The organism is Rhodoluna sp., from assembly GCF_044232805.1.
Lineage (GTDB): Bacteria > Actinomycetota > Actinomycetes > Actinomycetales > Microbacteriaceae > Rhodoluna.
This window is the reverse complement of sequence record NZ_JBIILG010000020.1, coordinates 1-18647: the sequence shown is the minus strand read 5'-3', so window position 1 is coordinate 18647 and position 18647 is coordinate 1. Positions and strand designations below refer to the sequence as shown.

The 18647-nt window shown below is 50.3% G+C and carries 19 protein-coding genes and 1 tRNA gene; 7 read left to right on the top strand and 13 right to left on the bottom strand.

Annotated elements, in window-relative coordinates:
• Positions 1 to 1357: aminopeptidase P family protein (locus tag AC9UES_RS04165; RefSeq protein WP_509527038.1), on the top strand; the 1357-nt coding region annotated here is incomplete at its 5' end.
• On the opposite strand, the gene AC9UES_RS04160 is transcribed toward AC9UES_RS04165, so the two are convergent.
• Positions 1354 to 1872 carry a general stress protein gene (locus AC9UES_RS04160; RefSeq protein WP_509527037.1) on the bottom strand — a complete coding sequence of 173 codons (519 nt, stop codon included), beginning with the start codon at positions 1870 to 1872 and terminating at the stop codon, positions 1354 to 1356. The genes AC9UES_RS04165 and AC9UES_RS04160 overlap by 4 nt on opposite strands.
• A gap of 37 nt (positions 1873 to 1909) precedes the next feature.
• Here AC9UES_RS04160 and AC9UES_RS04155 point away from each other — a divergent pair, with 37 nt between their 5' ends.
• Together AC9UES_RS04155 and AC9UES_RS04150 are read left to right on the top strand one after the other, a co-directional pair.
• Positions 1910 to 3019, top strand: coding sequence for an Mrp/NBP35 family ATP-binding protein (locus AC9UES_RS04155; RefSeq protein ID WP_509527036.1), 1110 nt, complete (start codon positions 1910 to 1912; stop codon positions 3017 to 3019).
• A 24-nt stretch (positions 3020 to 3043) separates the two neighbouring features.
• Complete coding sequence (locus tag AC9UES_RS04150) at positions 3044 to 4564, top strand: succinic semialdehyde dehydrogenase (RefSeq protein ID WP_509527035.1); 1521 nt, start codon at positions 3044 to 3046, stop codon at positions 4562 to 4564.
• Here AC9UES_RS04150 and AC9UES_RS04145 read toward each other — a convergent pair.
• Entirely contained in the window at positions 4561 to 4905 is a 345-nt protein-coding gene (locus AC9UES_RS04145) for a twin-arginine translocase TatA/TatE family subunit (RefSeq protein ID WP_509527034.1), read from the bottom strand. The genes AC9UES_RS04150 and AC9UES_RS04145 overlap by 4 nt on opposite strands.
• Before the next feature lie 72 nt (positions 4906 to 4977).
• Here AC9UES_RS04145 and AC9UES_RS04140 point away from each other — a divergent pair, with 72 nt between their 5' ends.
• A complete protein-coding gene (locus tag AC9UES_RS04140) occupies positions 4978 to 5616 on the top strand; it encodes an O-methyltransferase (RefSeq protein WP_509527033.1) in 639 nt (212 codons plus the stop codon).
• Here AC9UES_RS04140 and AC9UES_RS04135 read toward each other — a convergent pair.
• On the bottom strand, positions 5603 to 5779 hold the full coding sequence (locus AC9UES_RS04135) for a DUF3117 domain-containing protein (RefSeq protein WP_509523456.1): 177 nt from the start codon (positions 5777 to 5779) through the stop codon (positions 5603 to 5605). The two genes, AC9UES_RS04140 and AC9UES_RS04135, sit on opposite strands and share 14 nt — an antisense overlap.
• A gap of 48 nt (positions 5780 to 5827) precedes the next feature.
• Positions 5828 to 6913 carry a succinyl-diaminopimelate desuccinylase gene (gene dapE / locus AC9UES_RS04130; RefSeq protein ID WP_509527032.1) on the bottom strand — a complete coding sequence of 362 codons (1086 nt, stop codon included), beginning with the start codon at positions 6911 to 6913 and terminating at the stop codon, positions 5828 to 5830.
• A 30-nt stretch (positions 6914 to 6943) separates the two neighbouring features.
• Here dapE and dapD point away from each other — a divergent pair, with 30 nt between their 5' ends.
• A complete protein-coding gene (dapD, locus tag AC9UES_RS04125) occupies positions 6944 to 7888 on the top strand; it encodes a 2,3,4,5-tetrahydropyridine-2,6-dicarboxylate N-succinyltransferase (RefSeq protein ID WP_509527031.1) in 945 nt (314 codons plus the stop codon).
• Between the two features lies 1 nt (position 7889).
• Here the strand turns inward: dapD and AC9UES_RS04120 are convergent, their stop codons facing one another.
• Complete coding sequence (locus AC9UES_RS04120; RefSeq protein ID WP_509527030.1) at positions 7890 to 8861, bottom strand: thiamine-phosphate kinase; 972 nt, start codon at positions 8859 to 8861, stop codon at positions 7890 to 7892.
• A 24-nt stretch (positions 8862 to 8885) separates the two neighbouring features.
• Between AC9UES_RS04120 and AC9UES_RS04115 the strand changes: the two genes are divergently transcribed.
• On the top strand, positions 8886 to 9338 hold the full coding sequence (locus tag AC9UES_RS04115; RefSeq protein WP_509527029.1) for a DUF3515 family protein: 453 nt from the start codon (positions 8886 to 8888) through the stop codon (positions 9336 to 9338).
• On the opposite strand, the gene AC9UES_RS04110 is transcribed toward AC9UES_RS04115, so the two are convergent.
• The 7 genes from AC9UES_RS04110 to leuC are packed head-to-tail and all read right to left on the bottom strand — an operon-like array spanning position 9335 to position 17155.
• Positions 9335 to 10870, bottom strand: a complete 1536-nt coding sequence (locus AC9UES_RS04110) for a Mur ligase family protein (protein ID WP_509527028.1) — start codon at positions 10868 to 10870, stop codon at positions 9335 to 9337. The genes AC9UES_RS04115 and AC9UES_RS04110 overlap by 4 nt on opposite strands.
• Before the next feature lie 48 nt (positions 10871 to 10918).
• The gene (locus AC9UES_RS04105) at positions 10919 to 12010 is read right to left on the bottom strand and encodes a D-alanine--D-alanine ligase family protein (protein ID WP_509527027.1); all 1092 of its coding nucleotides are present in this window, start codon (positions 12008 to 12010) and stop codon (positions 10919 to 10921) included.
• 4 nt (positions 12011 to 12014) lie between these two features.
• Positions 12015 to 13013: an NAD(P)H-dependent glycerol-3-phosphate dehydrogenase gene (locus AC9UES_RS04100; protein ID WP_509527026.1), complete on the bottom strand. Its 999-nt coding sequence runs from the start codon at positions 13011 to 13013 to the stop codon at positions 12015 to 12017.
• Positions 13010 to 13810, bottom strand: a complete 801-nt coding sequence (locus tag AC9UES_RS04095) for a lysophospholipid acyltransferase family protein (RefSeq protein WP_509527025.1) — start codon at positions 13808 to 13810, stop codon at positions 13010 to 13012. Before AC9UES_RS04095 ends, AC9UES_RS04100 begins: the two co-directional genes overlap by 4 nt.
• A gap of 2 nt (positions 13811 to 13812) precedes the next feature.
• Positions 13813 to 15126, bottom strand: coding sequence for a UDP-N-acetylglucosamine 1-carboxyvinyltransferase (gene murA / locus AC9UES_RS04090; protein WP_509527024.1), 1314 nt, complete (start codon positions 15124 to 15126; stop codon positions 13813 to 13815).
• Positions 15126 to 15728, bottom strand: coding sequence for a 3-isopropylmalate dehydratase small subunit (gene leuD, locus AC9UES_RS04085; protein WP_509527023.1), 603 nt, complete (start codon positions 15726 to 15728; stop codon positions 15126 to 15128). Before leuD ends, murA begins: the two co-directional genes overlap by 1 nt.
• Positions 15728 to 17155 (bottom strand): 3-isopropylmalate dehydratase large subunit, encoded by a 1428-nt coding sequence (gene leuC, locus AC9UES_RS04080; RefSeq protein ID WP_509527022.1) that lies wholly within the window; start codon positions 17153 to 17155, stop codon positions 15728 to 15730. Before leuC ends, leuD begins: the two co-directional genes overlap by 1 nt.
• Before the next feature lie 57 nt (positions 17156 to 17212).
• On the opposite strand from leuC, the gene AC9UES_RS04075 reads away from it, so the two are divergent.
• Positions 17213 to 18493, top strand: coding sequence for an MFS transporter (locus AC9UES_RS04075; RefSeq protein ID WP_509527021.1), 1281 nt, complete (start codon positions 17213 to 17215; stop codon positions 18491 to 18493).
• A gap of 55 nt (positions 18494 to 18548) precedes the next feature.
• On the opposite strand, the gene AC9UES_RS04070 is transcribed toward AC9UES_RS04075, so the two are convergent.
• A tRNA-Glu gene (locus AC9UES_RS04070) sits at positions 18549 to 18621 on the bottom strand.
• Positions 18622 to 18647: the final 26 nt, after the last annotated feature.

The following is an 18647-nucleotide window of genomic DNA, read 5'->3' as shown; positions in this document are numbered from 1 at the left end:
TGGAACAAACCGTTCCAGAACCCCAAACAGCAAAGAGTTTCTTGATTACATTTCAAGTGGCTGGCAGGAAAGTTCCAACAAAGCCATATCTCAAAGCCCTGCTGCTGATTTTGCAAAGGCCAGACGCGACCAAGTCGCTGAAACGTTTCCCAATCAACTTGTTGTGATCGAAGCTGGTGCACCCAAGACAAGGTCTAACGACACCGAGTATCGCTATCGACCACACGCAGCTTTTGCACACCTAACCGGTTGGGGCTCGCAGACCGTTCCAGACTCTGTGCTTGTTATCGACACTAAACAATCAGCTCAGATTCTGTTTTTGCGCCCAACAGCCGGCAAAGAATCAAACGAGTTCTTCGCTAACCCCGCCATCGGCGAATTCTGGGTAGGAGCAAGACCAACTCTGCAGGATGTGTCTGGGCTACTCAAGATCGAAACTCGCGATCTAAATGAACTGAGTGCTTACCTAGATAAGAAAAAGGCCATACCTCTTGAAGACAGCGATCTGGCTCAGTATGTTTCTGAGCTTAGGCTTGTCAAAGACTCCTATGAGATTGATCAAATGCGTCAAGCCGTTGCTAGCTCGATCCGAGGTTTCGAGGACATTGTGAAAGCTCTACCAAAAGCCGCAAAGAACCCGCGCGGCGAAAGAATCATCGAAACGGCATTTTTTGCAAGAGCCAGACTTGAAGGTAACGACCTAGGTTACGAAACCATTGCTGCTGCCGGAAAAAATGCCTGCATCCTGCACTGGATTACTAATCACGGACCAGTAAATAGTGGTGAGCTAGTTTTGGTTGACGCTGGAATAGAAATGGACTCTTTATATACGGCGGATATAACCCGAACCTTGCCGATAAACGGCAAATACTCCGATGCTCAGCTCGAGGTTTACCAAGCGGTCCTCGAGGCTGCCGATGCTGCATTTGCGATAGCCAAGCCTGGTATCAAGTTCCGCGAGATCCATGGAGCTGCAATGAAGGTGATTGCCAACAAAGTAGCTAACTGGGGAATCCTGCCTGTAAGCGCCGAAGAATCCCTAGAAGCCAACAAGCAGTTCCACAGGCGCTGGATGGTGCACGGAACAAGCCACCACTTAGGTCTTGATGTTCACGACTGCGCTCAGGCAAGAAAAGAAATGTATTTAGAGGCAGAGCTAAAAGAGGGAATGGTTTTCACCATTGAGCCAGGCTTGTATTTTCACGAGAACGACCTATTAGCACCAGAGCGTTTCCGAGGCATCGGCGTAAGGATTGAAGACGACGTGCTGGTGACCAAAGACGGTGTTGAGAATCTTTCAGCCAAACTTCCAAGAACTCCAGCGGAAATCGAATCCTGGATGGCCAGTCTTAGCTAGCTTTTAGAAGCTGGCTTTTTTGTGGCAGGCTTTTTGGTCGCCGATGAAGTACCTGCCTTTATTGCCTTCTTGGCATCAGCTAATTGACCGGTTGGGACAATCACATCGTACTTTTTGGCAACCACGGCTTGAGCGGAGATGAAGCTTCTTTTGTTTCGGGTCATGCTAAAACGAATAACGTTTAGCAGCATTCCAACTCCAGCACCGATAACTATTCCTGCGCTCAGGTTTGTAACAACTACCTGCTCTGTTGTGCTGGTAGCTCCAAAGAGTAGTCCAAAAAATAGGCCAATCCAAGAACCGGTCACAGCACCAGAGAGTGCAACTCTTCCATAGCCAAGCTTGCCCTTTAGGCTCTCGACTGTTTTTAGGTCGGAGCCAATGATGGAAATAAGTCTTGCCGGGAAACCATTTTCAACCAGCTTCTCAACTACCTTTACCGCTTCTAGGTAGTTTTTGAACTGGCCAACAACTTCGCCTTCAGGAAGGGTAGATGGTGCATTTTTCTGACTCATGTTTCTATTCTCTCATGCCTGTCCGTAGAGTTAAGGGGTGTCCGAGGCCCTGATCTATCAAGCTCTTTCAAAAGTAATTGACCCTGAGCTTCGCATTGCTTTGACCGAGCTAGATATGGTCGGAAAAGTAAGCTTCCAAAATGGCACCGCAGATGTTGAAATCAAGCTCACCATCACTGGCTGCCCAGCAGCCAGACGCATCGAACAAGAAACCCACGACGCGGTTGCAGCAATTCCTGGAGTAACAAAAATCAATGTCAGCCTCACGGTCATGACTCCCGAAGAACGGGATGCCTTGAAGAAGAAACTTCGTGGCGGCAAGCCCATGAGGCATAACCCTTTTGATAAAGACACCCTGACCAACATCTTTTTGATTGGCTCAGGTAAGGGAGGTGTTGGCAAATCAACCTTGACCGCTAACTTGGCTGTTGCCCTGGCGAGCCAAGGTCAAAAAGTCGGCCTTATCGATGCCGACATCTTTGGCTTTTCAATTCCCGGTCAGCTCGGCATTACCGAAAAGCCAACCAGAGTAGACGAGCTGATCTTGCCCCCAGTTGCCTTCGGCGTAAAAGTAATCTCGATTGGCATGTTCGTTGAAGACAACAAACCCGTTGCTTGGCGAGGACCCATGCTGCACCGTGCCATAGAGCAATTCTTGAGCGATGTCTTCTGGGGCGATCTGGATGTGTTGCTAGTAGACCTACCTCCTGGAACAGGCGATGTTGCAATTAGCCTTGGGCAGTTATTGCCAAGCGCCAAAACGGTTGTTGTGACAACACCGCAGCTTTCTGCCAGCGAGGTCGCCGAGCGATCGGGAGCCGTCGGCTTACAAACCGGCCAAGCAATTTTTGGCGTTATTGAAAACATGAGCTACCTAGAACAAGATGGCAAGAGAATTGAGATTTTTGGAACGGGCGGCGGCGAGCTAGTAGCTAAATCCCTAAGCACGCTATCTGGTGTAAATGTTCCCTTGATCGGGCAAGTGCCGATATCGGTAGCTTTGCGCGAAGGCTCAGACAAGGGTGAACCGCTTTGTGCCGGTAGCTCAGAAGATGCGGCAGCTACCGAGATTCACAAGATTGCCAGCTTGATTGCCAAACAGGGTCGCTTACTTGCTGGTAGAAAGCTGAATCTGGATCCCAAGTAATTATCTATTCGTAGAATGATAACCATGAGCGAATACAGCATCCCGAGCCTTTTGTCCCACCTTCCGGAAAGTTCCGACCAGGTCACAATTGTGAACCCAACCACTGGCAAGAAAATCTATGACCTGCCCCAGCTAAGCGTTAGCCAAGTGGCAAAGGCAGTTGCCGACTCAAGACATGCTCAGCCTTCGTTTGCAGCTATGCCAGTCAAGCAGCGCGCTGCGGCGCTTTTTAGATTGCACGATTTACTTCTAAACAACCAAGACAAGTTGATGGATCTATTGCAGCTTGAAACCGGCAAGGCGCGCGCGCACGCTTTCGAAGAAGTTGCTGGTTCCCTTGGGTCCACCCGTTACTTTGCCAAGATCGCACCCAAGGTTCTAAAAAAGCAGATCACTAACTCAGGGGTTCCCTTTGTTACTCGTTCTTATGTCACATACTCTCCAGTTGGAGTAGTTGGAGTAATCACCCCGTGGAACTACCCACTTGCCCTGCAGATGCTCGATGTGTTGCCAGCACTTGCAGCCGGTAACACCGTGGTGCAAAAAGCTGATAACCAAACGGCGCTTGTTTCGCTTTACGCCAGAAAGTTAGCTATCGAAGCTGGTATTCCAGATAGTGCCTGGACAATCGTGGTTGGCGACGGTGCAACTGTTGGAAATGCGGTTACTGACTCGGTTGACTACGTTGCCTTCACTGGATCAACTAAGACCGGAAAGATAGTTGCTGAGCGAGCAGCCAAGAGATTGATTGGTTACTCACTCGAGCTAGGCGGTAAGAACCCGCTTATTGTTCTTCCAGGTGCCAAACTTGGCGACGCTGCCGAGAAGGTTATCGCTGGAGCATTTGGAAACTCAGGGCAGCTCTGCGTTTCCATTGAACGCGTCTATGTTCCAAACAACCAAAAGGAAGCTTTCGAAAAAGAACTTGCATCCCGGGTTAACTCACTCAAGATCGGAAAGAGTGACAACTTCGAGATGGACATGGGAACCCTAACCGGTATCAACCAACTTAAGCGCGTTGAAGACTACGTTTCTGATGCGGTAAGTAAGGGAGCCAAGGTGCTAGCTGGAGCTAAGGCTCGTCCAGAGCTTGGACCCTATTTTTACTCACCAACTGTCATGACCGACATCAAGCCGGAAATGAGACTCGCTCGCGAAGAAGTCTTCGGCCCATTTATTGCAGTTGTCGGTTACGACAGCATTGATGAAGCGGTTGAATTGGCCAACGACACCGAGCTTGGACTAAACGCCTCAGTAGTGGGGCCGGTGAAACTAGCCGAGAAAGTTGCCAACCGCCTAATGGCAGGATCAGTGAACATCAACGAGGGTTACCGCGCCTCGATGGCATCGATTGACTCCCCTATGGGTGGCATGAAGCAATCCGGTGTTGGCAGAAGAAATGGTCACTACGGATTGCTGAGATTTACCGAAGCTCGAACGGTTGGAATTGCAACAGGACTGCTTAATTTCCCATCTAGGGCCAAGCAATACAACAAGATGGCGCCTTTAATGAATGCTCTAGCAAAAGTGATGAAGAAGCTCTAGGTAGCTTCCGAATCAAAGGGTGCCACTTCGCCCACAGCTAACCTTGGCTGCACTCTGGTAGTTGGCTTATTCAACGTTGCTACCGAAGTTGGAGCATCGGTTTCGGCCAAGGCCTCACGAATGATTCTTCGAGGATCGTATTTTCTTGGATCAAGTTGTTTCCAATCGAGTTCTTCACCGATTTCAGATTGCAACTGTCCCTTGGCGCCATCAGCCATCCGCTTCAAAGATTTAATGAAGTTAGCTAGTTGTTTGGCGTAGTGCGGTAATTTATCCGGACCCAGCACAAAAACAGCTATCAACCCAAGAATTAATAGCTTTTCGCCGGAGAGTCCAAACACCCATATAGGCTACCTCTTTGGCTACGGCCATTTACACCCGAGCGGCTCTAAGCTTTGAGATTAGGAGAGATCATGGTCGACAAGATATCAAGCTGGAAATTCACCGAAGACTTTGTTTCGGAGTCGCCAGCCATAATCGAAGCTCGCGCCAGGGCCGAAGAATTAGGAATCGAGTGTGTAACGCCAAGCGTTGGCTCACACCTAGCCTTGATTGCCTCCGCTTTAGGAGCCAAAGCCATCGTTGAAGCTGGAACCGGTGCCGGAATATCGGGTTTGTGGATATTGAGCGCCTCAGAGGATTCGGTTTTAGCAACCATTGATTCTCACCCCGAGTTTCAGCTGGCGGCCAAGATGGCTTTCAAAGATGCCAGAATTTCACCTCTTAGAACCAGAGTTATCTCCGGTAAGGCAACCGAGGTTATGTCCAACATGGCCGATGCCGCTTACGACCTAGTTTTCCTAGATGCCGAGCGAGGCGATCTGGAAGATCAGCTCAGGCAGGCTTCGAGGTTGCTTAGGCCTGGCGGCGTGGTGGCAATTTCCCATGCGCTGTGGCGAGATCGGGTTCCAGATCCCGCCATGCGCGATGAGGCCACAGTGATTTACCGTGATGTTTTGAGATTGTTTTCTACCCAGCAGGATTTCATTTCTGCTTTATCGCCAGTGGGTGATGGCTTGCTGATGGCCAGCAAGCGAGTTACTTCTTCTTAACTACGCCTTCTAGGACTTTGTGGAGGCTCTTGGCTTCTTCTTCGTTTACCGAAACAACTAAGCGACCGCCACCTTCAAGAGGGACCCTAAGAATAATTAGACCGCGTGGTTCACGTTCTGCTTCCATCGGTCCATCGCCGGTGCGAGGCTTCATTGCTGCCATTTTGACTCCTTGAAATACTTGTGACCGGTGGGCCAAGTTCCAAGTTTATCAAAGATTTGAGGTCAGAAAATTTCTCAATCCACTCTCACAGGCGTAAATCTGGCTAGCTGGCAGGGATTCATCATCAGCGTGAGCTTTATTGGGGTCCCCCGGTCCATAATTCACCGCTGGAATGCCCAGTTCACTGAATCTAGCAACATCGGTCCAGCCATACTTTGGATGTACTGATGTGCCAACGGCAGCAACAAATGCCTTAGCCTCGGGGCTTTGTAGCCCTGGTCTTGCTCCCGGTGCGCTATCAACGATGTTGATCTCGCAACCGGAAAATAAACTCTTCACATATTCCCCAGCTTGCGCTTGAGTCTTTGAAGGTGCAAAGCGGTAGTTCACGGTCAAAATTGCCCGATCGGCAATCACGTTGGTTGCGATACCGCCGTTGACCAAAACAGCATTCAGGCTCTCCTTGTATACCAAGCCATCAACTTCAATCTCTGCAGGTTCAAAACTCGATAAGAACTCCAAAGCGGAGCCAAGCTTATGGATTGCGTTTTCACCCATCCATGACCTTGCAGAATGCGCCTTTTTGCCCGAGAACACTAACTCGGCCCGCAGGGTTCCATTGCAGCCACCTTCGACAATCGAACCAGTAGGTTCGCAAAGCACCGCGAAGCCACCCTTGATCAAATCCGGATGATTTCGAACTAACCTTCCAAGGCCGTTCTTGGAAGCCTCTACTTCCTCGTTATCGTAAAACACCCAAGTCACATCAACAGTTGGCTCGGTCACCGTTGCGGCTAGCTTTAGCATCACGGCAACACCTGATTTCATATCCACCGAGCCGCGACCCCAGATAACCTGCTCACGCTCAAAGGACATTAGTTTGGTTGGAAGATTATCTGCCACCGGAACGGTGTCGATGTGACCTGCAATAATGACTCTTTTTGATCTGCCCAAATTGGTACTTGCTACCACTGCGTCGCCATCTCGAACCACACTAAGGTGGCTAACTAATTTGAGGGCTGTTTCGATAGCGTCCGCTATCTCGCGCTCATTACCCGAGACTGATTCGATATCACACAGCTCGCGAGTGAGCTCGGCAACGTCAGAATTGAGATTTAGGTTACTGCTGGACACATTCCAGAGCCTAGCTTGTAATCTTGGAAGATGAGCGAAGAAACAACCAAGGCCTGGGGGCATGGCTTGGCAACCAAAGATGCCCAAGGCCATGTCTTGGATGTTTGGTTTCCAGAGCCAAAACTCGGCCCCGCTCCAAAAACCGATGCGCTCTGGGTGGTACCAAAAGAACTCGATGCTCTGGTCGGATCTGACCCCAGAAGAGCAATCGAAACCCAGGTTGTTAGAACTGAAATTGATCTCACACAGCCAGTTAGCTCAACCGAAGATGCCTATCTCAGACTTCACTTGCTATCGCACCTACTGGTAAAACCCAACTCCATAAGTCTCGAAGGGCTTATTGGCGCTATGCCAATTGTTGCCTTCACTTCTATTGGATCTGTAGCGCTAAATGATCTAGACAGATTGCGCCCAGCGCTCACCAAAGCAGGAGTTGTTATTCACGCCATCGATAAGTTCCCAAGGCTAGTTGACTATGTAACGCCAAAGAAAGTAAGAATTGCCGATGCTTCCAGGGTTCGATTGGGAGCTTACTTATCCCCCGGAACAACAGTGATGCACGAGGGCTTTGTGAACTTTAATGCTGGAACTTTGGGGGCTTCCATGGTGGAGGGAAGAATCTCCCAAGGAGTGGTTGTTGGCGATGGTTCGGACATCGGAGGCGGAGCCTCGATTATGGGAACCCTTTCTGGTGGCGGAAAGCAAGTTGTCAGCATCGGAAAGCGTGCGCTGCTTGGAGCTAACTCCGGCATTGGAATATCAATCGGCAACGACTGCGTGGTTGAAGCAGGACTTTATGTGACCGCGGGAACCAAGTTGACACTTATTGCTGATGGCAAAGAACAGAACCTAAAAGCCGCTGAGCTATCGGGGATTGACAATTTACTATTCAGGCGCAACTCGATGACCGGAAGAGTTGAAGCACTAGTCAGAACCGGCGCTGGAGTAGAGCTAAATAAGGATCTGCACCCATAAATTACTTTCCAGTAATGGAATCCCAACCCTTGGCTTCTAACGGAACCCCATCAAGATAAAGCTCTGGCTCACCAGCACTAACAACACCGATGGCCTTGAATGCTTTTGGCAGAACAGCATTACTTGGAAAAGTTGCAACCAGTGCGTGATCTTCGCCACCGTGTAAGACCCAGTTCTTTGGATCCACACCTAAGCCCAAAGCGGGAAGCTCCAGCATGGCTTCGAAGCCTTGTAGCTCTTTAGAAGATAGCTCGATAGCAACATTTGAGGCTTTGCAGATGCGCATTAGGTCCGCACTCAATCCGTCAGAAAGATCGAGCATGCTGGTAGCACCGGCAATCGAAGCCTCAACACCTTTTTGGATAGGTGGCTCGGGTCGCAAATGATACGAGACCCAGTCATCGTAGGAGTTGATAAGGTCTTTGTTTTCCGACTGCAATAACGCCAGACCGCAGGAAGATTTACCCAGTGTTCCAGCCACCGCAACGATGTCGCCAGCTTGTGCGCCAGATCTAAGAACAGGAGTTCTGCCTTCCATGCTGCCGTGCACGGTTACCGAAACAACAAGCTGGTCTCCTGCGGCAAGATCTCCACCAACTACTCCAGCACCTGGGGCAAGTGCTTTACAGGCGGCATCTAAACCATCGGCGAAGCCTTCTAACCAGGAGATCTTGGTGGTTTTTGGAACAACCAGAGCAACAACCAGTGCAGTTGGTTTGGCTCCCATGGCAGCAATGTCAGCCAGATTGGTTGCTACTGCTTTGTAGCCAAGATCAAAAGAGCTTGACCAATCCAATCTAAAGTCATGATTTTCAATCAAAGTATCGGTGGAAACTACAAAAGATTGATCGGCAACAATAACGGCTGCATCATCGCCAGATCCCACCAACGCGTGCACGCTTGGGGTTAGGCGCGCCACCGTGCGCCGAAGGCTTTCTATCTCGCCCAGCTGCGCTAAAGTTTGGTCGTTCACAAATCAAAGGTAGCCTTAATAGCGATGCCAAAAAACCACCTACTTCTTCTAACCGCTTCCGTGCTGGTACTTGCTGGCTGCGCACCGGTGGTTCCACTGGAGCCTGCCGAGCAGGCCAATGACGCGGCTTGTGCAGAGATTATTGTTCGCCTGCCCGATGAGCTTGCTGGATTACCCGAGCGAAGAGTCAACGCCCAATCAACCGCCGCCTGGGGTGAACCAGCCGCGGTTATCTTGCGCTGTGGCTTGGAGCCTGTCGAAGTAAGCTCGCTAGTTTGCGTGACCGCATCGGAAATCGACTGGTTACTAGATGAATCAGAAGCTCCCAATTACCGATTCATTACTTTCGCCCGCTTCCCCGCAACCGAAGTGATCGTTGACTCAACCGTGGTTGCTGGAGTCACGGTGCTAGAAGAGCTAGCGGCATCAATTAGTGTTTTGGATGCAACCAAGCGCTGCACCGAGGTTACTAACTAAGACCAGCCGTGCTCTTTGAGTGCATCGCGAGCTTCTTTTCGAGCCGAGTATGGAGTTCTAACTCCCCTGATGTCTCGATAGTCCTGGTGTCCTGGCCCTGCCCACAAAATCGCATCTCCGGTTGTTGCTAGCGAGACTGCCTTGCGAATGGCAGCTTCTGGTGGTGAGACGTTATAGATCTCGTGGTTTGGATAAGCCTCTCTCGCAGATTTTTCTAACCCAGCCCGAATCGAAGTAGGATCTTCAAATCTTGGGTGGTGATCGGTGATTACCAAAATATCTGACCCCGCTGCAGCAACTTGGGCCATGGCTGGTCGCTTACTTGGATCGCGATCACCGTCAGCACCAAAGAGCATGATTACTTTTCCTGAGGTGACTTTTCTTACGGCATCTAGGGTGTGCAAGAAAGCATCTGGGCTGTGTCCAAAATCAACATAGACCGCAGGTCCTGTGTCACCACTGACTCGCTCAGTTCTACCCGGCAGGTAAGCATCAATGCCGCCTTCAATAGCTTTGGCAATTACTTTCGGGTCAAACCCAGCCTCAATTAGCATCACGATTGCAAGACCCGCGTTTGCTGCCATGTGAGCCCCAAGAAGTGGAACACGAGATCTAATGGTCACACTGTCAGGGCCGGCAAGAACAAAAGATGTGTACTTCGGGTTTTCAGCCGTAACAGCAACGTGCCACTTAGCTTCTACTCCCAATTCGCTAGTGATAGTAACTACCGGAACTTCTGATCTTTCAACAAAGTCGCGGCCGTATTTGGAATCAAGACACACCACACCGCGCTTGGCGCGGTGTGCAGAAAACAGCGGCAGCTTGGCCTCTAGATACTCTTGCATGTCTTTGTAATCATCCAGGTGGTCATGGCTCAAATTAGTAAAGCCAACAACATCAAAGTGCAATCCATCCACCCGAAGCTGAGAAAGCGCTTGCGCAGAAACCTCAATAGCCACCGAAGTAACTTTGCTCTCACGCATCCTTGCGATCAGGGCCTGCATCTCGGTGGACTCAGGGGTCGTGAGCCTGCTAACAATTGTCTCGCCAGCGATGTGTCGCTCGGCGGTAGAAGTAAGCCCAGTAACCTGACCCATTTGGCGCAAGATTGCTTCCAGCAAATACGTGGTCGAGGTTTTGCCGTTGGTTCCAGTGGTTCCAAAAAGAAGTGGCATATTGCCAGGCAGATTGCCATAAACATAAGCCGCTAGGTTACCTAAGTGCTCTCTCGGGTTTTCGATTCGAACCACTGGAACAGAAATTCCTTGGGTGTGAGCAAGACCTGCGGTATCGCTAGCAACAGCGGTTGCGCCTAAAGAGAGCGCTTTTTCAATAAATTCTGCACCGTGAGTTTTTTTACCTGGCATGGCAACAAACAAGTCGCCTGGGCGCAAATCGTTGGTGTTCATGCTGATACCAGTCAGCACAGCATCCTCCGCCGGGCTTTCCAGTTCAAAGTGTTTCGCAAAGTCTTTTAGAGACACTGGGGTCACAAAATCAGGTCGAAGAAGGGGCGGTATTTGCTCTTTCACTAGCTCAATTTACCATTCGGGACAAATTAGCTTGGGGATTTAGAAGAACTAGCTTCTGCTATCCACAAGAGCTAGTGAAATTAGCTCATCGATTAGGTCCTTATAGCTAAGGCCTGATTCCTGCCAGCATCTTGGAAACATCGAAATCGACGTGAAGCCTGGCATGGTGTTTATCTCATTGACCATAAAGCCCTTATCGGTCAAAAAGAAATCCACTCTCGCAAGACCTTTGCAACCCAAGGCCTTGAAGGCCTTTCTGGCCATTTGTTGCATCTTTGATAATTCGTCAGAGGAGATATCCGCTGGGCAAATAAGTGTTGCCGCATCGCTGTCGACGTACTTCGCCTCAAAGTCATAAAACTCACGTCCACGAACCGTGATCTCTCCCGCAACCGAAACCCTAAGCGCTCCGCCATCCAAAGAATCCAAAACCCCGCACTCAATCTCACGCCCGACTACCCCAACTTCAATAATCACCTTGTCATCGTGCTTGAATGCCTCGGTCAGTGCAGCAGGAATATCCTTCATTGAGTCAACTTTGGTAATTCCAACTGATGAGCCAGATCTAGCCGGCTTCACAAAAAATGGCAGCTTGCCTAAATCCTTGATGCGATCAAGTGCCGACTCCGGGTTGTTGAGCATGTCGGAGGCTGAAACAACCGCGTAATCAGGGCTTGGAATGCCAGCGGCCTTGAATAGCGCCTTACTAAATTCCTTATCCATTGCAGCCGCGGAGCCAAGCACTCCGTTACCCACATATGGAACACCAACAAGTTCTAAAAAGCCCTGCATGGTGCCATCTTCACCAAAGGGACCGTGCAGCATTGGCATCACTACGTCAATTACCCCAAGAGAGCGCTCTTTGCCTGAGGAATCTGTTTCAAATAGCTCGCAAGAGCCATCCATTGCAAAACGAATAGTTGAGCCTTCATGCTCAATGGTTTTGAGTCCTTGGCTAAGACTGAGTGTTGCAGGATCTCCCGTGAAGGGCACAAATACCCCATCGCGAGTAATGCCAACTGGGACAACTTCATACTTCGAAGAATCAATCGCGCTTAGTACCCCTGAAGCGGTTGCTACCGAGATCGAATGCTCGTTAGATTTGCCACCAAATAAAACCGCAACAAGAATTTTTGCCATGTACTTATTCTCCCTGTGGAGTGTCACTCATGTGCGTTAGGTGAGGAGCGATATCTTTAGGATTCATCTTGCCCTCAATCACCAGCTCCACCTGCTCAACAATAGGCATCGCGATGTTCTTTTCTCGAGCTAGTTCCAGCACAGTGGAAACAGAAACCAATGCTTCTGCGGTTTGTGAAAGCCTGGCCAGCACTTCTCGCTTGGAGTATCCCTTACCGAGCATTTCACCCGCCTTATGGTTTCTAGACAAAGGAGACTCGCTGGTTGCAATAAGGTCCCCAAGACCGGCAAGTCCCACCATGGTCTCTGGCTTTGCTCCAAAGGCTTCTGCAAAACGAGATATCTCTGATAGACCTCTAGTCATGATCGAAGCCTTGGTATTTTGTCCATAGCCAACGCCGTTGACGATTCCAATTGCAACAGCAATTAGATTCTTCAAGATTCCGCCAAATTCAGTGCCGATTACATCGTTGTTGGTAAAAGTAGTGAAGTAAGAGTTAGTGGAAGCTTTAGCAACCGCCATGGCAGAAGCTGCCGAGCTAGAAGCTGCTACCGAAGCGGCTGGCTGCTCATCTGCGATTTCCAACGCAAGGTTGGGACCCGAGACAACAACTACGCGGTCCTCGGTAATGCCGTGCTCCTCGATTACCTGGCTCATTCGAAGACCGGTTTTTTGCTCAACGCCCTTCATTAGCGAAACTACAATCGCGTCTTTTGGAATGAACTTGCCCCATTGCTCGAGGTTAGATCGGAGGCTCTGAGATGGAACAGAGATGTAAACCTGGCTGGCACCAACGAGCACTTTCTCGATGTCTGTCGACGCCACAATGCCTGCCGGTAGGTTTACCCCAGGTAGGTAGTCACCGTTTCGGTGTGAATTATTTATTTCGGAAGCAACTTCTTCACGCCTAGACCAAAGCATCACATTAGATCCGCCATCAGCTAGCACTTTAGAAAAAGTTGTCCCCCAGCTTCCTGCTCCAATTACAGCCACCTTGATCATTGAGTCGCTGCTTTCTTAGCTGCCTTCTCGAAGTTTCCAGTTGTGGTTTGCCCCATAGCTACCGGATCCCAAAGGGTTCCAGGTGCCTTTTCGCCACGAAGTTGTTCCACCAAAGCCGTGATGCTTCGCATCACGAGCTCGGTGGCTTCCAGGAGTTCTTGCGCGCTGAGGTTTTCTTTACGATACTTTGCTAGATCAATTTCGTCGCCAACCAGAATCTGAACTTTCTTCCAAAAACCGGGGCGGAACTTGCTGCTGTATCGACCCATAATCTGCTCACTACCCCAGTGAGCAATTGGATAAACCGGAACTCCGCTATTGAGGGCTACGCGAATAGCTCCGGTCTTACCGCGCATCGGCCAAAGGTTAGGTTCCCGAGTTAGCGTTCCTTCTGGGTAGATGCAAATCATGTGACCGGCTTGCAGGTAAGAGTTAGCAATCTTGAACGAGTCATCATTGCGCTGACCGCCTTTTCTAAATACTGGAATCTGACCACCTGCAAGCAGTGCTTTACCAACTAGGGGAATGTTGAAAAGCGCTTCTTTGGCAAAAAAATGTGGTCCGCGCTTTAGCCTCATGTAAATGAAGTACGCGACCGCAAGACCATCCATGTTGGTGGCGTGATTTGGGGTAAGGATGTATGCACCGGATTTTGGCAGCTTTTCGCTACCGGTTACTTCAACCTTGAAAAACATCCGAATTATTGGCGCAAAAAAGAATGCAATCACTCGCACCGCAAGTGGGTGCTCCTCCGAGGTTACCTTCGGCATCGGAATCAACTTTTGCTTTTTAGCCATGGCTACTCCGCGTAACTAAAGTCGGCCCCAAGATCTGAAAGCTTCTCAAGGAAGTGCTCGTAACCACGAGAAATAAGCTGCGCGTTGCTGACATTGGAAACACCCTTGGCGGTCAAAGCTGCCACCATGTGGCTAAAGCCACCGCGCAGATCCGGAACCACGATGTCCGCTCCGTGCAGTGCAGTTGGTCCCGAGATAACAGCGGAATGGTAAAAGTTCATCTGACCGAAGCGGCAAGGGTTACCTCCCAGGCACTCACGGTAAATCTGAATCTGTGCGCCCATCTTCACCAGAGCATCGGTGAAACCAAAGCGGTTTTCATAAACAGTTTCGTGAACAATCGAAAGACCCTTGGCCTGGGTTAGGGCAACCACCAGTGGCTGCTGCCAGTCAGTCATAAAGCCTGGGTGAACATCGGTTTCGATAACTACCGGGTGTAGATCTTCGCCCTTTTGGTAGAAACGAATTCCATCGTCTTCGATGTCAAAACCACCGCCAACTTTCCTGAAAACGTTCAGGAAAGTTGTCATTTCAATCTGCCTTGCTCCCCCAACAAAGATATCTCCACCGGTAGTCAAAGCTGCTGCTGCCCAAGAGGCTGCTTCGTTACGATCAAAGAGTGCACGGTGGGTGTAGCCATTTAGGCTCTCAACACCTTCGATGCGGATAGTCCTATCGGTATCAACCGAGATAATCGCACCCATCTTCTGCAGAATGGCGATTAGATCCATGATCTCTGGCTCAATGGCAGCACCGGATAGCTCGGTTAGACCCTTAGCTCGAACCGAAGTTAGAAGCACCTGCTCGGTAGCACCAACGCTTGGGTATGGAAGGGAGACCTTGGCTCCGTGTAGGCCGTTAGGGGCGCTCAACCTGGTTCCGTTTTGGGACTTTTCGATGACGGCTCCGAATTTGCGAAGCACATCCAAATGGAAATCAACTGGGCGACCACCGATGTGACAACCGCCAAGGTCAGGAATAAACGCCTCACCTAGCTGGTGCAGTAGAGGACCACAAAACAGGATTGGAATGCGAGAAGACCCGGCATGAGCATCGATGTCAACCATGCGAGCTTGCTTGACGCCTCTGGGGTCAAGCTCCATAACTCCCGCGTCGTTGAAGTTGATTGAAACTCCGTGCAATTCCAACAGCCTGGCAACAACTTCAACGTCGCTAATCTTTGGAACATCTTTTAGAACGCTTGGGGAATCGGCAAGTAAAGCGGCAACCATCGCCTTGGTGACAAGGTTCTTGGCACCTTTTAGATCCACGCGACCTGAAAGCGGCTTTCCGCCGTTTACGGTTATGACGCTCATTAGATTCCCTTAGCTGGCAAAGTTAGTGGCTTCCACGCCTCGCGTGATGACTCATAGGAAGTAATTGCTCCCTCGTCCCTCAAACTTAGTGCAATGTCGTCAAGGCCTTCCATTAATCGCCACTTGGTATAGGCATCAATGGCAAAAGAAACAGTTAAATCCCCAACAGATAGCTTCTGATTGGGCAAATCCACACTTGCCGAAACCCCTGGATCGGCATCGATGACATCCCAAATCTGCTTGGTTTCGTCCTCGGTAATCACGCCAGTAATTAATCCCTGCTTACCGCTGTTACCAGTAAAGATGTCTGCAAACTTCGCTGAAAACACCGCCTTGAAGCCCCAGTCGCGAAGTGCCCAAACCGCATGCTCTCTCGAAGAACCTGTTCCAAAATCCGGTCCTGCGATAAGTACTTGTCCGTTTTGAAAGACCGGCTGGTTCAAAACAAAGTCAGGCTCAGCTTTCCAAGAGGCAAACAGCGCATCTTCAAAACCGGTTTTGGTAATGCGCTTTAGATAACTTGCCGGAATGATCTGATCGGTATCAACGTTTGATCTTTTCAGAGGCACTGCAACACCAGAAAAAGTAGAGATCTTTTCCATTAGGCCATCACCTCTAGATCTGCAGGAGAAGATAGCGTCCCGCGAATAGCGGTGGCTGCTGCAACCAGTGGTGAAACCAGATGCGTTCTAGCGCCTTTACCCTGGCGTCCTTCAAAGTTACGGTTTGATGTCGAAGCGGCCCGCTCGCCTGCGGCGAGCTGGTCAGGGTTCATACCCAAACACATCGAACAACCGGCGAATCTCCACTCAGCACCAAAGTCTTTGAAAATCTTGTCGAGGCCTTCTTCTTCGGCCTGAATACGAACCTTCTGTGATCCGGGAACAACCATCATTCGAATGCCATCGGCTTTTTTCTTACCCTCAACGATGGCTGCGGCGGCACGAAGGTCCTCAATGCGCGAGTTGGTGCAAGAGCCCAAAAACACAGTGTCAACACGAATGTCTTTCATCTTGGTTCCAGGTTTTAGATCCATGTATTCAAGTGCGCGAATGGCGGCAGCTTTTTCATTCGGGTCCAAGATATCTTCTGGGTTAGGAACACTATCCAAAAGCGATACACCTTGGCCTGGATTGGTTCCCCAAGTCACAAAAGGATCCAGAGTATCCGCGTCCAAGAAAACCTCAGCGTCGAATTTTGCTCCCTCATCGGTAGGAAGTGTTTTCCAGTAGGCAACTGCGTCGTCCCAGTCCTTGCCGGTTGGAGCGTGTGGTCTTCCCTTTAGGTACGCAAACGTTGTTTCATCAGGAGCCACCATGCCCGCTCTGGCTCCAGCCTCAATAGACATATTGCAAATAGTCATGCGAGCTTCCATCGAAAGCGCTCTAATTGCACTGCCTCGATACTCAAGCGCGTAGCCTTGGCCACCACCGGTTGAAATCTTCGCGATAACGGCCAAGATGATGTCCTTGGAGGTAACCCCTGGTCTCAAGGTTCCTTCGACGTTGATAGCCATGGTCTTGAAAGGCTTCAAAGGAAGAGTCTGGGTGGCCAAAACATGCTCAACCTCGCTGGTTCCAATACCCATCGCGAGCGCCCCAAAAGCGCCATGTGTAGAAGTATGAGAATCCCCACAAACCACCGTGATACCCGGCATGGTCAAACCAAGCTGTGGGCCAACCACGTGAACGATGCCCTGGTTCTTATCTCCCAATGAATGCAACCTGATGCCAAATTCAGCAGCATTTTTGCGAAGTGCTTCTATCTGAGCACGGGAGGTTAGATCAGCGATTGGCTTGTCGATATCGACTGTGGGAGTGTTGTGATCTTCGGTGGCGATAGTTAGATCAGGCCGTCTTACCTTGCGGCCAGCAAGGCGTAACCCATCAAAGGCCTGTGGCGAGGTGACTTCGTGCACCAAATGTAGGTCTATATAAAGAAGGTCTGGCGCACCATCTTCGCCCTTGGCGACAAGATGGCTGTTCCAAAGCTTTTCCGCCAATGTAAGCGGTGTGGAATTACCCGACATGCCTCACCTTAGATTTGTTGAAGCTCCAGTTTACCTTTGAGCAGGTAGATTGGGGCAGTGAGTATTTCTGGCCTAGATTTCCTGCAAAAACGCACTGTTAGGACCTTAGCCCTAGGCCAAATTCTCAGCGGATTCGGCCTTGGATCAACACTTTCTATTGGTGCCCTACTAGCTGCTGAGTTATCTGGCACTGTGGCTTGGTCGGGAGCCGCCGCTACCTTTTCCACCCTCGGAACAGCTTTCTGGGCGATACCGCTATCTCGCTTAGCTTTTGCCAAAGGCAGAAGGTACTCACTTGGTCTTGGAGCCGCGCTCGCGATCACCGGAGCGACACTTATCATTACTGCAGCCAGCCTGAAACTCTTCCCACTACTTCTTATTGCGCTGTTTTTCATGGGTGCAGGCTCCGCCGCCAGCTTGCAAGCTCGCTTTGCCGCAACGGATATTCCAGTTGAGAAAAAAGTCGGTAAAGATCTTTCGCTTGTTGTTTGGGCTACCACCATTGGTGCTGTAACAGGACCAAATCTATTTGGACCAGGAGAAGCAGTTGGCCAATGGCTGGGCTTGCCTGATTTAACCGGTCCGTTTGTTTTCACAATCATCGCCCAGATGCTTGCCACCACCGTGTTCTGGTTTGGCCTTAGACCAGACCCGTTACTGGTCGCCAGGCAAATTGATGCTCAAAATGTCAAGGTGCGTAAGAAGCTCTCTATTGCCAGTGCCTTTGGCACCTTGGCTAAGTTCCCAGTTGCGGGATACGCAATTGTTTCAATTGCGCTTTCGCATATGACCATGGTGGCGGTTATGAGCATGACCCCGGTTCATGTAACTAGCCACGGAGGCAGCTTGGTCTTTGTTGGCTTTGTAATCAGCCTTCACATTCTTGGCATGTATGCCTTTGCACCACTGTTTGGAATCCTCAGCGACAAGATTGGGCCAACCAGAACCATCTTGGCTGGCCAGGTCATCTTTGTTGCTGCGTTATTGATAGCGGGCCTTGGTTCCGAGCAAGAGCACCTGGTAACAATTGGGCTGTTTCTTTTGGGTCTTGGCTGGTCCGCGGCCACAGTTGCCGGATCAGCGCTTCTGGTTGTTAGCGTCCCAGCAGATCAAAAGACCAACGTGCAAGGTCTCAGCGACTCGATTCAAAACCTGGCCGGTGCTACCGGTGGAGCCGTAGCCGGCTCCATTGTTGCCCTGTCCTTGTTTACTGGTTTGAATATGGCTGCCTTGGCGCCGGTAATTCTGATTGTTGTGCTCTCAGTGTTGATTACCCGCTACCGCACCAAGCACCCGGAAGCTCAAGGTACGCACCAGCCGCCAATGCCGCTGGAATAAATCTTCTAAAAATAGAGATTCACCCCTGAGATTTTGTCATCAGGGGCGAATTTCGTGACCCCAGCGGGATTCGAACCCGCGCCGCTGCCGTGAGAGGGCAGTGTCCTAGGCCGCTAAACGATGGGGCCGTAAGCAACCTTTCGATTATGCCACA